This window comes from Pseudomonas sp. MC6 (assembly GCF_054790575.1).
The window spans coordinates 419,098-434,388 of sequence record NZ_CP186504.1 but is presented as its reverse complement, the minus strand read 5'-3'; the positions used below and the strand labels follow the sequence as shown (position 1 = coordinate 434,388).

Sequence of the window (15,291 nt, the reverse complement as noted above, 5' to 3'; positions counted from 1 at the left end):
GCGAATGCAGCCTCCTTGCTTCACGTCAGCAGCTTAGCGGCCGGCGCGGGATTCGCGAATGTAGAAACGCGCCTTCTCGGCCTTCTTGCTGCAACCTTCAAAGCCCTCGAATTGTTGCTGGGTCTTGGCGGCGGTCAGCAGCGACAACGCTTTGGAATAACTGACGGTGCCGGCAAAACCTTCGGCCTTGGCCAGATCCAGTTCATGCCAGGTCGCGTCGAGCTGGCTGCCGCAGCTGTCGCGGTAAGCGGTTTTACCGGCGCAACCGGCCAATGCCAAAGCCATCAACGGCACACAGATCCAGGCTTTCATCACTCACACCTCAAAATAGGTCAACAGTCGTGCAGGTAAGACGGCTTGGCTGCGAAAAAGTGCCTCGCCGGCGGGTGAAACCGCGCAACTGAGAAGGATATAGCCGAAGGGTCATCCAGTATCGAAAAAACGACGTCACTGGCGCACTGAACGACTTCGGCGATTGAGCCGACCCGGCGATGGGTGCATTGTGCAACCTTGTCGGGAGGAAGTTTGATGAAAAAGCGTGTCGCACTGGTGCTGGGCTCCGGTGGCGCCCGGGGTTATGCCCATATCGGAGTCATTGAAGAGATCGAACGACGCGGTTACGACATCGCCTGCATTGCCGGGTGTTCGATGGGCGCGGTAGTCGGCGGGATCTACGCCGCCGGAAAACTCGACGTTTACAAAAACTGGATCGAAAGTCTCGACTATCTGGATGTGCTGCGGCTGGTGGACGTGAGTTTCCGCCTCGGCGCGATTCGCGGCGAGAAGGTCTTCGGGCAGATCCGCAAGATCGTCGGCGAAATCAACATCGAAGACTTGCGCATCCCCTACACCGCCGTTGCCGCCGACCTCACCAATCAGCAAGAGATCTGGTTTCAGGAAGGCTGCCTGCATCAGGCGATGCGCGCCTCGGCGGCGATTCCCAGCCTGTTCACGCCAGTGATGCAAGGCAATCGCATGCTGGTCGACGGCGGCATTCTCAACCCGTTGCCGATCGTGCCGGTGGTGTCGAGCCACTGTGATCTGATCATTGCGGTCAATCTCAACTCGACCAACCAGCGTCACTACAAACTGCCGGTGATCCAGCGCCCCGCCGCGTTCCGCTCACGCTTCGACAACCTGATCAGATCGCTGGGGTCGAAGATGCCGTTCCGCCGAACACAGGCCGAGCAATTGTTACGGCTCGAACAGGAAGCGCTGCGCGCCGAAGCGGCAGACATCAATCCTTGGCTTGAAGGCGCCGAGCCGGAAAGCCAGCAACCCGCAGCCGCGCCCGAGCGTGAAGGCGCGCCAAAATCGGCGACCGGTTCGTTCATCATCGATAACGTCGGGCCGGCGTCGTTGCTGGATTTGATCAACCAGAGTTTCGAGGTGATGCAGACCTCGCTGGCGCAGTACAAGATTGCCGGTTATCCGCCGGATATCCTGATCAACGTGCCGAAGCGGGTGTGCCGGTTTTTCGAGTTTTACAAGGCGCCAGAGCTGATCGCGTTGGGGCGGGAGATTGCGCGGGATACGCTGGATCGGTATGAGAGTGAGCAGCAGCAATAAAGATCAAAAGATCGCAGCCTTCGGCAGCTCCTACAGGGGAACGCATTCCTATGTAGGAGCTGCCGAAGGCTGCGATCTTTTAGCTATCCCGCAGATTCCAACAGCCGATACCCTACCCCTGCCTCTGTCACGATAAACCGCGGCCGCGTCGGATCATCCGCCAGCTTCTGGCGCAAATGCCCCACCACAATCCGCAGATAATGGCTGTCCTCGGTGTGGGTCGGCCCCCAGATATCCTTGAGCAATTGCTGCTGGGTAATCACTCGCCCCGGATGCCGCGCCAGTTGCGCCAGCACTGCGTATTCCTTACGAGTCAGCGCCACTTCGACGCCATCGAGCAACACGCGCCGATAGGCCAGATCGACCGTCAACGGGCCAAAGCTCAGCGCAGCTTGCTGGGCCTCCCCCGCCGGTGCCTGACGCAACAACGCACGCACCCGGGCGAGAAACTCCTGAATGCCGAACGGCTTGGTCACGTAGTCATTGGCGCCGCCGTCCAGCGCCTGGACTTTCTGCCCTTCGCTGGCGCGTACCGACAGCACCAGCACCGGCGTCGTTGCCCACTCGCGAAACTCGCGCAGCACTTGCTGGCCGTCCATGTCCGGCAAGCCGAGGTCGAGCACCAGCAAGTCCGGCTTGTTCAAGGCTGCCTGCGCCAGTCCCTCGGCACCCGTGCCAGCCTCGAGCACTTTGTAGCCTTGGGAAGCGAGGCTGATGCGCAGGAACTTGCGAATCTGCGGTTCGTCGTCGATGACCAAAATGGTCGCGGTCTGGCTCATGAATTCACATCAACACAAAAGAGTGGCAAGAGAGTAGCGCAGTCGCAATCAGGCTTCATCGTCCATCCCCGGTTGCGTCTGCAACGGCAAGTGCAAGGTAATGCAGGTGCCGCGCCCGTCGATGCCGTCGGCGACACTGATCCGCCCACCGTGCGCACCGACCATGCCCTGACAGATCGCCAGCCCGAGGCCGGTGCCTTGCCCCCCGCGATCACCCCGGGCAGCGGTGTAGAACATGTCGAAAATCTTCGCCCGTTCATCCTCGGGAATCCCCGGCCCCTCGTCGCTGACCGAGAAGAAAATCTCTTGGTCATTCGCTCCCGCGCTGAGTTGCAAACGACCGTGAACGGGTGAGAAACGAGCGGCGTTTTCCATCACATTGACCAATGCCTGTTCGATCAACGCGGCATGCACGAACAGTAGCGGCAACTCGGCCGGCACATCGGTGCTGACCTGCAGCGGCGCGAGCACTGCACGCAGGCGATTGAGCGAACTGCCGACGATGTCGGCGGGCGACACCCAGTCCCGTGCCAGTTTCAGCGCGCCATGGCCAAGCCGGGTCATGTCGAGCAGATTCTGGATGTAGCGATCGAGGCGTTCGGCTTCGTCGCGAGTGCCTTCGAGCAGTTCATGTCGATCCTCCAGCGGGATCGCTTCGCCGAGGGCCAACAGGCTGTCGATGCTGCCGCGCATGGCCGTCAGCGGCGTGCGCAAATCGTGGGACACGGAGGCCAGCAAGGCACTGCGCAGTTGTTCGGTTTCACCATGCAGGCGCGCGGCTTCCAGGTCATCAGCCAACTGCGCGCGCGCCAGCGCCTGGGCGAGCGGCTGGCTCAACGCGGTGAGCAAGCGCCGACGCTGGCCGCTCAGAGTCTGGCCTTCCTTGGCACACACGCCGAGCAACGCCAGCGGCCCGTCCTCGACCGACAGCGGCCACCACCACCAACGCCCGAACGGCAACGTGCCGGTGCCCATGCCCGCCGGTTGATCGTGTTGCCAGGCCCAATCGGCGGCGGCGCGTTCGGCCTCGGTGAATTGCAGCGGGCCGCCGGTTTCGACTTTCCAGCTGCCCTGACCGTCGCGATTAAGCAGGCACAGTTGCAGATCGCTCCAGCCATTGAGGTGTTGCGCGGCGGCGCTGACGACGGCCTGGCGGTCGGTCGCGGCAGTGAGTTTGCGCGACAGGTCGAGCAGTTCGGTGGTCTCTTCCTGGGTGTCGCGCAAGGCCTGCAACTGCCGACGCTGACGCGCCGCAAGATTGCCCGTCAGTGCCGCCATCAACAGGAAAAACAGCAACGTCAGCACGTCTTCTTCGCGCTGAATGCTGAAGGAAAAATTCGGCGGAATGAACAGAAAATCGTAGGTCAGAAACGACAGCGCCGCACAGGCCAGCGCCGGGCCGAGACTGCTGCGCACCGCCACCAGCAACACCGCCGCGAGAAACACCAGTGAGATGTTCGGCAGCGGCAATACGCTCGACACCGCCCACGCCAGCGCACTGGCCAACACCGTGGCGACCAGCGCCAGCGCATAGTCGAACCACACCAGTGTCAGCGCGTTGCGCGTGCGCGGTTGGTGCTGTTCATGGTCGCTGTCGAGGACGTTGATTTCCAGCCCGTGAGCTTGACGCAACAAACGCGCCGCGAGTCCGCCGCCGAACAAACGACGGCGCAGACGTGGCCGGGACTGCCCGACCAGCACCAGACTCGCGCGGCGTTCGGTGGCATGCTGGATCAGGGTTTTTGCCACTTCACCGGCACGTAGTAGAACCACCTCGCCGCCCAGGCGCTCGGCCAGTTGCTGAGCGCTTTGCAGGCGCAGACGCGATTGCTCGTCGCGTACGGTGCCGTTGTCGACGTGCACCAGACTCCACGGCAAATGCCGACGCTGAGCGACGCGACTGGCGTGGCGCACGAGGCGTTCGGCCTGCGCATCACCATCGACGCCGACCAGTAATCGGCCCCGTACCGCCGGGGCTGCCTGACCGAGTTGGCGATAGCCTTGGGCGAGATCATTATCGACCTGCGCGGCGGCGGTTTGCATCGCCAATTCACGCAACGCGGTGAGGTTGGTCTGGGTGAAAAACGCATCGATCGCCGCGCGCGCCTGCTCGGGTACGTAGACCTTGCCTTCGCGCAGCCGCTCAAGCAATTCGCGCGGCGGCAGGTCGATCAGCAGCAGTTCATAGGCTTCTTGCAGCACCCAGTCCGGCAGGGTTTCGCGCACTTGCACACCGGTGATGCCGCGCACTTGGTCATTCAGACTTTCGAGGTGCTGGACGTTGACTGTGGTGTAGACGTCGATGCCGGCGGCGAGCAGTTCCTGAATGTCTTGCCAGCGCTTGGCGTGACGGCTGCCGGGCGCGTTGCTGTGGGCCAGTTCATCGACCAGCACAAGCTTCGGTTTGGCTGCGAGCAAGCCGTCGAGGTCCATTTCTTCGAGCATTACGCCACGGTATTCGGAGCGCACCAGCGGTTGCTGCGGCAAGCCGCCGAGCAGTGCTTCGGTCTCAGCGCGACCGTGGGTTTCAACCACCCCGGCGAGGACTTTCACGCCTTGACGCAGTTGCGTGTGGGCGGCCTGGAGCATGGCGTAGGTTTTGCCGACACCGGGGGAGGCGCCGAGGAAAACCTTCAGGCGGCCACGGCCGTCACGGGGCAAGTCTGCTAACAGTGCGTCGGCGCGGCCGGAGTCGCTCATGCTTGATGCTCTCTCTTCATGATAGTTATGCAGTGTTCTTTCGGCCCTCTTCGCGAGCAGGCTCGCTCCCACATTTGGAACGCGTATCCCTGTGGGAGCGAGCCTGCTCGCGAATGGCCGCGCCGCCGATCTACAATTTTTCCAATGCCATGTTCAGCTCAAGCACATTCACCACCGGCGGCCCCACCAGCGGCTGTTCGATGTGCGCATCGAGCAGTTGCTGCACAGTCGATACCGGCAGATTTCGCGCCGCTGCGACACGCGCCAGTTGATAGGCAATCGCCGCCGGTGGCAAGTGTGGATCGAGGCCGCTGCCGGAGGTGGTCAGCAAGGCCAGTGGCACCGGGCCTTGCCCCGGAACCTGCAATTTGTTGGCATCGTCGATCACCCGCGTGGCGAGTGCCGGATTGCTCGGTGCCAGGTTGCTCGCGCTGCTGGAAACCGTCGCAAACGCGCCAGCGGAGGGACGTGGATGGAACCACGCATCGCCGACGAAATCCTGGGCGATCAACGACGAGCCACGGACTTTGCCGTCGGCGTCGTGCATCAGGCTGCCGTTGGCTTGAGCGGGGAATGCGACTTGCGCGACACCGGTCACCACCAGTGGATAGGCGACGCCGGTGACCAGGGTCATCAGCACCAGCAGGCTCAGGGCCGGACGTATCATTGTGGACATTTCAAAATCCTCGAATTCGTTGGGCAAACTTTGGTGGAGTGTCAGGGAGATCTTTTCCCCCTCACCCCAGCCCTCTCCCCCAAGGGGGCGAGGGGGAAAGGGAGCCGATATTTGTGCAGTTCAAACCTGAGTTCGACTCGGGATTTCAGGTCGGTACAGCTTCCGTAAACACCTCGCTCAGTCCCCTCTCCCTCTGGGAGAGTTAGGGTGAGGGGCTTTTTTCAGCCTCACACCAGATGCAGCGCCGTGAGCAGCATGTCGATCGCCTTGATCCCCACAAACGGCACCAGGATCCCGCCCAATCCATAGATCAACAGGTTGCGACGCAACAACGCCGCCGCACTCGCCGCCTGCACGCGAACCCCGCGCAGTGCCAGCGGAATCAGCACGACGATAATCAAGGCGTTGAAGACGATGGCCGAGAGAATCGCACTCTGCGGACTGGTCAACTGCATGATGTTGAGCACGCCCAGTTGCGGATAAATCGAGGCGAACAGCGCCGGCAGAATCGCGAAGTATTTGGCCACGTCGTTGGCGATGGAAAAGGTCGTCAGCGCGCCACGGGTCACCAGCAATTCCTTGCCGATCTGCACCACGTCGAGCAGCTTGGTCGGGTCGCTGTCGAGGTCGACCATGTTCGCCGCTTCGCGTGCTGCTTGCGTGCCGTCGTTCATCGCCATGCCGACGTCAGCCTGAGCCAGCGCCGGCGCGTCGTTGGCGCCATCGCCGCACATCGCGACCAGGCGACCGTCGTTTTGTTCGTGACGAATGCGTGCGAGTTTTTTCTCCGGTGTGGCTTCGGCAAGAACATCATCGACGCCCGCTTCAGCGGCGATGGCAGCGGCGGTCAGTGGGTTATCACCGGTGACCATCACGGTACGAATCCCCAGTTTGCGCAGTTCGGCGAAACGCTCGCGGATGCCTGGTTTGACCACGTCCTTGAGGTGGATCGCGCCGAGCAATTTGCCGTCGGCGCAGACCAGCAATGGCGTGCCGCCGCTCTGCGCGATCTTGTCGATTTCCCGCGACAGCGCCGGGGCCAGGTCCGAACGTTTTTGGCCGAGGAAACTCAGCAGCGAGTCCACCGCGCCTTTGCGGTAGACGCGACCCTGATAGTCGACACCGGACAAACGGGTTTCAGCGCTGAACGGCACAGCGGTCAGGGTTTCCAGCGCCGGCTCAGGTTGCGGATGCAGACCGCGCAGGTATTCAACGATGGACTTGCCTTCAGCGGTTTCATCGGCCAGCGAGGCAAACAACGCACCTTCAGCCAGCTCACGACCATTCACACCAGGCGCGGCATACACCGCGCTGCAACGACGGTTACCGAAGGTGATGGTGCCGGTCTTGTCCAGCAGCAGCACATGCACGTCGCCCGCTGCTTCCACCGCACGACCGGATTTGGCGATCACGTTCAGACGCACCAGACGATCCATCCCGGCGATACCGATCGCCGACAGCAAACCGCCAATGGTGGTCGGGATCAGCGTAACCAGCAGCGCCACGAGGAACACCAGCGGCAGGCTGCCGTTGGCGAAATGGGCGAACGGCTGCAGGGTCACGACCACGAGCAAGAAGATCAGGGTCAGGCCGATCAGCAGGATATCCAGCGCCACTTCGTTCGGGGTCTTCTGGCGTTTGGCGCCTTCGACCAGCGCGATCATGCGATCGAGAGTGGACTCACCGGGGTTGGCGGTGATCTGCACCAGCAACCAGTCAGACACCAGTCGTGTGTTGCCGGTAACGGCCGAACGATCGCCGCCGGACTCACGAATCACCGGCGCCGATTCACCGGTGATCGCCGCTTCGTTGACCGCCGCGATGCCTTCGATGACTTCGCCGTCACCGGGGATCATCTCCCCGGCTTCGACGCGCACCACATCGCCTTTGCGCAGGCTCGCCGCCGGCACCACTTGAAAGCTGCCGTTGGCCAGTTTGCGCCGGGCGCTGAGGCCTTCGCTGCCAGCCTTGAGGCTGTCGGCGCGGGCCTTGCCACGACCTTCGGCCAAGGCTTCGGCGAAGTTGGCGAACAGCACGGTGAACCACAGCCACAGGGCGATTTGCGCAGCGACGAAGGTCGGCACGTCGGCGTCGCGAATGAAGCACAGCACGGTGGTGAAAATCGCCGTCAGCTCAACCACCAGCATCACTGGCGAACGTTTCAGTTGCCGAGGGTCGAGCTTGACGAAAGCTTGCAGCAGCGCCGGCCGCCACAGGGCCGAGATCGCGGTTTTCGGTGCTTCTGCCGACTTGATCGGCTCTGCAGGTTTTGCAGGAACGTGCATATTCATGATGGATTCCTTAGAAGCCCATACTTAAATGTTCGGCAATCGGGCCAAGCGCCAGAGTCGGCAGAAAGGTCAGGCCGCCCACCAGCAAAATGGTCACGGTCAACAGGGTCACGAACAGCGGGCCGTGGGTCGGGAAGCTGTTCTGGCCGATCGGTGCGGTTTTCTTCATCGCCAGGCTGCCGGCCAGCGCCAGTACCGGGAGGATGTAACCAAAGCGGCCGATCAACATGCCCAGACCGAGCATCAGGTTGTGGAACGGCGTGTTCGCGCTCAGGCCACCGAACGCCGAGCCGTTGTTGGCACTGGCCGAGGTGTAGGCGTAAAGCAACTGGCTGAAACCGTGCGGGCCAGGGTTGCTGATGGTCGCCGCAGCACTGGGAACCGCGGCGGCAATCGCACCGAGCACCAACACACCAACCGGCATGACCAGCAAAGTCACCACCAGCAATTGCACCTCACGCGCCTGCAGTTTCTTGCCGAGGTATTCCGGCGTACGCCCGATCATCAGACCGGCGAGGAAAACCGCGATCAGCACGTTGAGCAACATGCCGTAGAGCCCCGCGCCGACGCCGCCGAAGATCACTTCGCCAACCATCATGTTGACCAGCGCGACCATGCCGCTAAGCGGGTTGAGGCTGTCGTGCATGCCATTGACCGAGCCGTTCGAGGCGGCCGTGGTGGTCACCGACCAGAGCACGGTGGCGGTAGTGCCGAAGCGTGCTTCCTTACCTTCCAGCGGCGCGGTCTGTTCAACGGCAGCGTTGTTCAGCGTCGGGTTTGGCTGATACTCAGCCCACAGCGAAGTCGCGCCGCCGATCAGGAACAGCGCCAGCATGCAGGCGATGATCGCGCGGCTCTGACGCAGGTCCTTGACGTAGTGGCCGAAAGTGAACACCAGCGCCACCGGGATCAGAATGATCGAAGCGACTTCAAACAAGTTGCTCCACGCGGTCGGGTTCTCGAACGGATGCGCCGAGTTGACGCCGAAGAAACCACCGCCGTTGGTGCCCAGTTGTTTGATCGCAATCTGACTGGCGGCCGGGCCGAGCGGGATCACTTGATCAACGCCTTGCATCGTCACCGCGTTCACATATTGCGCGAAGGTTTGTGGCACGCCCTGCCAGACCAGATACAGCGCCAGCAACAGGCACAGAGGCAACAGGCCGTAGAGGGTGGCGCGGGTCATGTCGACCCAGAAGTTGCCAAGGGTTTTCGTCGATTTGCGGCCGATGCCACGGCACAACGCAACCAGCACGGCGAGGCCAGTGGCGGCGCTGACGAAGTTCTGCACGGTGAGGCCGACCATCTGGCTCAGGTAGCTGAGCGTCGCTTCACCGCTGTAGGACTGCCAGTTGGTGTTGGTCATGAAGCTGACCGCGGTGTTGAACGCTTGGGTCCATTCCTGGCCCGGCAGGTTTTGCGGGTTCAGCGGCAAGTGATCCTGAAACAACAGGATCGCGAACAGCAGCAGAAAACCGGCGAGGTTGAACGCGAGCAGCGCCAGCGTGTATTTCTGCCAGCTCTGTTCAGCTTGCGGATCGACCCCGGCGATGCGATAGCAACCGCGCTCGACCGGGCCGAGAACCGGCGTCAGCCAAGTGCGCTGACCTTCCATCACCTTGTAGTAAAAGCGCCCGAGCAGCGGCGCCGGCAGCAAGACCAGCGCAAAAAACGCGAGGATCAGCCAATAGTCATAACTGTGCATAGCCGCTCCTAGTTCCGATCCGCGCGCAACAGCGCAACCAACAGATAAATGAACAGCCCCGCTGCCAATAGCAGTGACACCCCGTCCAGAACGCTCATGGAAGATCTCCGAGTTACGGCGTATTGCCGTGTGTGCAGGCATTGTCGGAAAGGAGGCTGTAAAGGAACGAGAGCGAGGGGTGCTGCGGGGCATAAAGAAAGCGTAAAGAGTGGGTTTATGCTGGCGTTACAGGTGGGTTTTGCGCTGTATGGGCGGGCCTCTTCGCGAGCAGGCTCGCTCCCACAATTTGAAATGCATTCCCCTGTGGGAGCGAGCCTGCTCGCGAAGACAGCATCACCGACAACATCGCACCCAACTGGCGCACAAAAAGCAGCTATCCCACTGCGAACATCCCCGATACGACAGCTTTCAACTCATTACGACTTGTTTCAGCGTACTGGCACGCCCGCTGCAAACGCCCTGCCCCGAGCTTTCCAAACCGTTCAGGGAGCAAACGCATGAACACACAACTCAAACCCACACTGGGCACCTTGCACCTGTGGGGCATCGCCGTAGGGCTAGTGATTTCCGGGGAGTATTTCGGCTGGAGTTACGGCTGGGGCGTGGCCGGAACACTGGGGTTCCTGGTGACCTCGTTCATGGTCGCGACCATGTACACCTGCTTCATTTTCAGCTTCACCGAACTCACCACCGCGATTCCCCATGCCGGCGGGCCGTTTGCCTACAGCCGTCGCGCCTTCGGTGAAAAAGGTGGATTGATTGCAGGCCTGGCGACGCTGATCGAATTCGTCTTCGCCCCACCGGCCATTGCCCTGGCAATTGGCGCCTACCTTAATGTGCAGTTTCCGGCACTCGATCCGAAACACGCGGCGGTCGGCGCCTACATCGTGTTCATGGGCCTGAACATTCTTGGCGTGAAACTGGCGGCCACGTTCGAGCTGATTGTTTGCGTGCTGGCCGTCGCCGAGTTGCTGGTGTTCATGGGGGTGGTCGCGCCCGCCTTCAGTTTCAGCAACTTCGCCCTCAATGGCTGGGCGGGGTCGGATGTGTTTGGTGCACCAGCGATTGCCGGGATGTTCGCGGCCATTCCGTTTGCCATCTGGTTCTTCCTCGCCATCGAGGGCGCGGCGATGGCTGCCGAAGAGGCCAAGGATCCGAAACGCACGATTCCCAAGGCCTACATCAGCGGTATTCTGACCCTGGTGTTGCTGGCGATGGGTGTGATGTTCTTTGCCGGCGGTGTCGGCGACTGGCGCACCCTGGCCAACATCAACGACCCGTTGCCGCAAGCGATGAAAACCGTGGTCGGCGACAACTCGGGCTGGCTGCACATGCTGGTGTGGATCGGCCTGTTCGGTCTGGTCGCCAGTTTCCACGGGATCATCCTCGGCTACTCGCGTCAGTTCTTCGCTCTGGCCCGCGCCGGTTATCTGCCTGCTTCGCTGGCGAAACTCTCGCGTTTCCAGACACCGCATCGCGCAATCATTGTCGGCGGCATCATCGGCATCGCGGCGATTTACAGCGATGGCCTGATCAACCTCGGTGGCATGACCCTCACCGCCGCGATGATCACCATGGCCGTATTCGGCGCCATCGTGATGTACATCATGAGCACGCTCAGTCTGTTCAAACTGCGTAAATCGGAACCGAATCTGGAACGCACTTTCCGCGCGCCGTGCTATCCATTGATTCCAATGATTGCATTGGTGCTGGCGGTGGTGTGTCTGGTGGCGATGGCGTGGTTCAACGCGCTGATCGGGTTGATCTTCCTCGGTTTCATGGCAGTCGGTTTCGGCTACTTCCTGCTCACCGGGCAACTGCGGGCCAACGCACCGGCCGATGCGATGCTGACGGGCAATTGAGGGATTTCGGGTGAACCGGGTGCAAGCGGCCTAGAATGGAACCACTGCGAAGTCACTTCGCTCAAATGTGGTATGCAGCGTCGCACGGCGAAATCCTCGCCCGTCGACCTGCCCTTAAGGAGAGCCGTTATGCCCTGGTATGCCTGGTTGATTCTGGTGGTTGCAATCGGCTCGATCGTCGGCGGATTAATGATGTTGCGCGACACCGCCAACAAGGTCGATCTGACCGATGAAGAACGCCGACGCGTTGCTCAGCGCAATGCTGAAGCCGACGCCAAGGACGCACAAGATCGCTGAACACAACCCCGCCTGATCGGCGGGGTTTGTGCTTTCTATAGCTTTTGGACCTATCTGCACGCTTTTAAGAAGTAGAAGTACAGTCACCATTTAATTTTCCTTGGTTAAGATGGGGACATTGTTGCGGAGAGTTCCAGATGCGTTACTCGCAGGACCATAAAGCCCAAACCCATCAGCGCATTATCAAGGAGGCTTCGGCACGCTTTCGCAAGGACGGAATCGGCGCTACGGGTCTGCAACCCCTGATGAAAGCGCTGGGTCTGACCCATGGCGGTTTCTACTCACATTTCAAGTCCAAGGACGAGTTGGTCGAGAAAGCCTTGCAAGAGGCCGGCAACCAGGTTGACGGGTTATGTGCAGAGATTTTTTCGCAGGATAATCCGCTTGATGCCTTTATCGAGACGTACCTGTCCGAATGGCATCAAACGTCGCCGCATGAAGGCTGCCCGTTACTGACGATCTCTTCCGAGCTGGGTCTGCGTGGCCAACCCAGCCCCACCAGCGACGTGGTCCTCAATGCTCGGTTGGAGCAGATCGAGAGCAGCCTCGAAGGCGAGAACAGCGCCGATCGCGCCATTGTCATCATGTCGACACTGGTCGGCGCGCTGCTACTGTCACGCAGTGTCGCGGATGCCGGGTTTGCGCAACGCATCCTCGATGTCACCCGCGACCACCTCAAGAATCGCGACTAAACCTGCCAGCGCTTGAACAGCACGCTGGCATTGACCCCGCCAAACCCGAAACCGTTGGACAGTGCATATTCGATCGCCATCGACCGCGCCTTGCCATGGACGATGTCCACCCCTGCGCTCGCCGGATCGGGGTTGTCGAAATTCAGCGTCGGCGGCACCACCTGATCACGAATTGCCAGCAGGGTGAAGATCGCTTCAAGCCCACCGGCAGCGCCGAGCAAATGCCCCGTGGCGGACTTGGTCGAGGTCACGGCGATTTTATTTTGCGTGCCGAACAACGCTTTGATCGCCGCCAGTTCACCGAGGTCGCCCACCGGGGTCGACGTCGCGTGGGCATTGAGGTGCTGCACCTGATCCGGCTCGATACCTGCCTGCGCCAGTGCCAGCGTCATCGCCCGCCGCGCTCCACTACCATCTTCAGGCCCGGCGGTCAGGTGATAGGCGTCGGCACTCGTGCCATATCCGACCAGTTCCGCCATCGGTGTCGCGCCACGAGCCAAGGCATGCTCGAGGGATTCAATCACCAACAGGCCCGCGCCCTCGCCCATCACGAAGCCGTCGCGCCCGCTGTCGAACGGCCGCGAGGCGCGCTGCGGGGTGTCGTTGTAACCGCTCGACAGTGCCCGCGCTGCCGCGAAACCGGCCAGACTGACGCGGTCGATGCAAGCTTCCGCACCGCCACAGACGGCAATATCCGCTTCGCCGGCGCGGATCAATCGCGCCGCATCGCCGATCGCCTGAACGCCCGCAGCGCACGCCGTCACGGGTGCGCCCAAAGGTCCCTTGAGGCTGTGTTGAATGGACACGTGCCCTGCCGCGAGATTGACCAGAAAGGAGGGAATGGTGAACGGTGACAAACGTCGAGGACCGCGACTGTCGGTGGTGCGCACGGCGTCGGCAATCGCACCGAAACCGCCGACACCGGAGCCGATGATCGTTGCGGTACGCTCCTGGCTTTTGCTCTCTGAGGGATGCCAGCCAGCCTGCTCCAGGGCCTGCCGCGCAGCCTCCATGGCGAACAGAATGAAACGGTCCATTTTCTTCTGTTCTTTGGGTGGCGTGGCGCGATCCGGATCGAAACCGGCTTCGGCGTCCTCTTCCAGCGTCGGCACCGCGCCGCCGACTCGCGTGGGCAAATCAGCAACCACTGCTTCAGGCAAGTTACGCAAACCAGAACGCCCGGCCAGCAAACGCTGCCATACGACTTCGAGATCGCTGCCCAAGGGTGAAACCAGGCCCATGCCCGTGACGACTATTCGACGCGAATCCATACTGTGCTGACCTCTGATCAATTCAATTGCCGGACTTGTAGCGTTGGGCTGCCGAGCTGCGGGAAAGGTTCGGCGCCATGACATGGCGAGCAGCAACAAAGGCGTGCCATTCGCTTGCGTCTGGCAGCGAAGGAATGGTGATCAACTCGCCCTGATCCAGGCCGGCCAGCGCCGCGTCGACCATCTCGCCCGCCTCCATGACCATTTCTGCCGGAATGCCACTGGCATCGATACCGGAACGCTCCCAGATTTCGGTGCGGGTCACACCCGGCAGCACGGCCTGGATCTGCACGCCGGTGCCGTCGAGCTCAGTGTTCAACGACTGGGTCAGGCTCAGTACATAAGCTTTGCTGGCGCTATAGGTAGCGTTGAAGCGTTCCGGAAACAGCGCCACCACCGAGGCGATATTGATGATCGTGCCACGACCGGCCTTGGCGAAACTGGCAGCAGCCGCCGATGCCAGGCGGGTGACGGCGGTGATGTTCAACTGGATCAACCGCTCCAACTGGTCCATATCGGCGTTGGCCAGTAATCCGTCCGCCGCTACACCGGCGTTATTGACCAGCAGGCTGATGCTCGAATCGCTGCGCAGGCGTTGTTCGAGTTTGAGCACGTCATCCTTCTGCGTCAGATCTGCCTTGAGAACTTCAACCTGAACGCCATGGGCATCACGCAACTGGGTCGCAGCACTTTCCAGACGGTCCTTGTCACGGGCAACCAGTAGCAGATCAAAGCCACGCGCCGCGAGGCGCTGAGCGTAAATCGCACCAATACCGGACGATGCGCCAGTAACCAGAGCAGTACCTTGGGATTGTGCGGAATTCATGAGAGTGCTCCTGGAATGCTTCATGAAAGTAGTTGCCGATGAGACGTGTTGGCTCGACGCATCGGCAAATTATTATAGCCATAATCAAAACGCAATATGATAGACGTAATTTTATATTATCCGACGAGCACCCTCTCCACTGCTATCCGCTTGCCATGCACTGGACAAAACAAAAAGGCCGGTCAATGACCGGCCTCTTGGCATAGAACACTCAGCTTAGTTGACTTCCAGCTTGTCGCGGTTGCGATCCAGGATCGCCTTGCCAATCCCCTTCACTTCCAGCAATTCATCCACCGATGCAAAAGGCCCGTTTGTTTCACGATACGTAACAATTGCTTTGGCCTTAGCCTCACCGACTCCAGCCAGTTCCTTTTGCAGCGTCGCCGCGTCGGCATCATTGAGATCGACTTTTGCACTTTGGGACGGTGCCGCAGTATCCATCACCAAAGGCGCCTTTGGCGCCTCCGCTGGCGCAACAGGCGCGGCAATAGCGGCGATCGAGGCGCTGGTGAGGAAAGCAAAGATCAGAGAATAGAAGTAACCGGTACGCATTAGTGACGCTCCATCATCGTTTGAGAAAGCAGCTTTTCCGAAGCTGCTCTCCAAACTTAGGTCATGCTGGA

At 61.0% G+C, this 15,291-nt stretch carries 14 protein-coding genes; 4 read left to right on the top strand and 10 right to left on the bottom strand.

From position 1 onward, the window contains the following. Positions 1–33: 33 nt before the first annotated feature. A complete protein-coding gene (locus tag ACOYXE_RS02065) occupies positions 34–312 on the bottom strand; it encodes a hypothetical protein (protein ID WP_460927502.1) in 279 nt (92 codons plus the stop codon). A 216-nt stretch (positions 313–528) separates the two neighbouring features. On the opposite strand from ACOYXE_RS02065, the gene ACOYXE_RS02060 reads away from it, so the two are divergent. After that, complete coding sequence (locus ACOYXE_RS02060; protein ID WP_122597144.1) at positions 529–1,569, top strand: patatin-like phospholipase family protein; 1,041 nt, start codon at positions 529–531, stop codon at positions 1,567–1,569. 83 nt (positions 1,570–1,652) lie between these two features. Here ACOYXE_RS02060 and ACOYXE_RS02055 read toward each other — a convergent pair whose 3' ends face one another. The 6 genes from ACOYXE_RS02055 to kdpF all read right to left on the bottom strand — a co-directional run bounded on the left by ACOYXE_RS02055 (position 1,653) and on the right by kdpF (position 9,818). Further along, positions 1,653–2,348 carry a response regulator gene (locus ACOYXE_RS02055; RefSeq protein ID WP_122597145.1) on the bottom strand — a complete coding sequence of 232 codons (696 nt, stop codon included), beginning with the start codon at positions 2,346–2,348 and terminating at the stop codon, positions 1,653–1,655. Between the two features lie 48 nt (positions 2,349–2,396). Further along, positions 2,397–5,048, bottom strand: coding sequence for a DUF4118 domain-containing protein (locus ACOYXE_RS02050; protein ID WP_460927499.1), 2,652 nt, complete (start codon positions 5,046–5,048; stop codon positions 2,397–2,399). Between the two features lie 130 nt (positions 5,049–5,178). Beyond that, on the bottom strand, positions 5,179–5,724 hold the full coding sequence (gene kdpC, locus ACOYXE_RS02045; RefSeq protein WP_405123126.1) for a potassium-transporting ATPase subunit KdpC: 546 nt from the start codon (positions 5,722–5,724) through the stop codon (positions 5,179–5,181). 227 nt (positions 5,725–5,951) lie between these two features. After that, complete coding sequence (kdpB, locus tag ACOYXE_RS02040) at positions 5,952–8,015, bottom strand: potassium-transporting ATPase subunit KdpB (RefSeq protein WP_460927497.1); 2,064 nt, start codon at positions 8,013–8,015, stop codon at positions 5,952–5,954. A gap of 10 nt (positions 8,016–8,025) precedes the next feature. Further along, the gene (kdpA, locus tag ACOYXE_RS02035; RefSeq protein WP_460927495.1) at positions 8,026–9,720 is read right to left on the bottom strand and encodes a potassium-transporting ATPase subunit KdpA; all 1,695 of its coding nucleotides are present in this window, start codon (positions 9,718–9,720) and stop codon (positions 8,026–8,028) included. Between the two features lie 8 nt (positions 9,721–9,728). Continuing rightward, on the bottom strand, positions 9,729–9,818 hold the full coding sequence (kdpF, locus tag ACOYXE_RS02030) for a K(+)-transporting ATPase subunit F (protein ID WP_007963673.1): 90 nt from the start codon (positions 9,816–9,818) through the stop codon (positions 9,729–9,731). A gap of 399 nt (positions 9,819–10,217) precedes the next feature. Here kdpF and eat point away from each other — a divergent pair, with 399 nt between their 5' ends. From eat to ACOYXE_RS02015, 3 genes are all read left to right on the top strand, one after another. Further along, positions 10,218–11,582, top strand: coding sequence for an ethanolamine permease (eat, locus tag ACOYXE_RS02025; RefSeq protein ID WP_460927492.1), 1,365 nt, complete (start codon positions 10,218–10,220; stop codon positions 11,580–11,582). Between the two features lie 129 nt (positions 11,583–11,711). After that, complete coding sequence (locus ACOYXE_RS02020) at positions 11,712–11,879, top strand: DUF2897 family protein (protein WP_007908505.1); 168 nt, start codon at positions 11,712–11,714, stop codon at positions 11,877–11,879. Positions 11,880–12,016: 137 nt separating this feature from the next. Then, positions 12,017–12,571 (top strand): TetR/AcrR family transcriptional regulator, encoded by a 555-nt coding sequence (locus ACOYXE_RS02015; protein ID WP_160058934.1) that lies wholly within the window; start codon positions 12,017–12,019, stop codon positions 12,569–12,571. Here the strand turns inward: ACOYXE_RS02015 and fabF are convergent. The 3 genes from fabF to ACOYXE_RS02000 all read right to left on the bottom strand — a co-directional run bounded on the left by fabF (position 12,568) and on the right by ACOYXE_RS02000 (position 15,220). Then, on the bottom strand, positions 12,568–13,842 hold the full coding sequence (gene fabF / locus ACOYXE_RS02010; protein WP_460927490.1) for a beta-ketoacyl-ACP synthase II: 1,275 nt from the start codon (positions 13,840–13,842) through the stop codon (positions 12,568–12,570). The genes ACOYXE_RS02015 and fabF overlap by 4 nt on opposite strands. Positions 13,843–13,864: 22 nt before the next feature. Continuing rightward, positions 13,865–14,668 carry an SDR family NAD(P)-dependent oxidoreductase gene (locus ACOYXE_RS02005; protein WP_460927488.1) on the bottom strand — a complete coding sequence of 268 codons (804 nt, stop codon included), beginning with the start codon at positions 14,666–14,668 and terminating at the stop codon, positions 13,865–13,867. A 216-nt stretch (positions 14,669–14,884) separates the two neighbouring features. Continuing rightward, a complete protein-coding gene (locus ACOYXE_RS02000) occupies positions 14,885–15,220 on the bottom strand; it encodes a ComEA family DNA-binding protein (RefSeq protein WP_405123122.1) in 336 nt (111 codons plus the stop codon). Between the last annotated feature and the right edge of the window lie 71 nt (positions 15,221–15,291).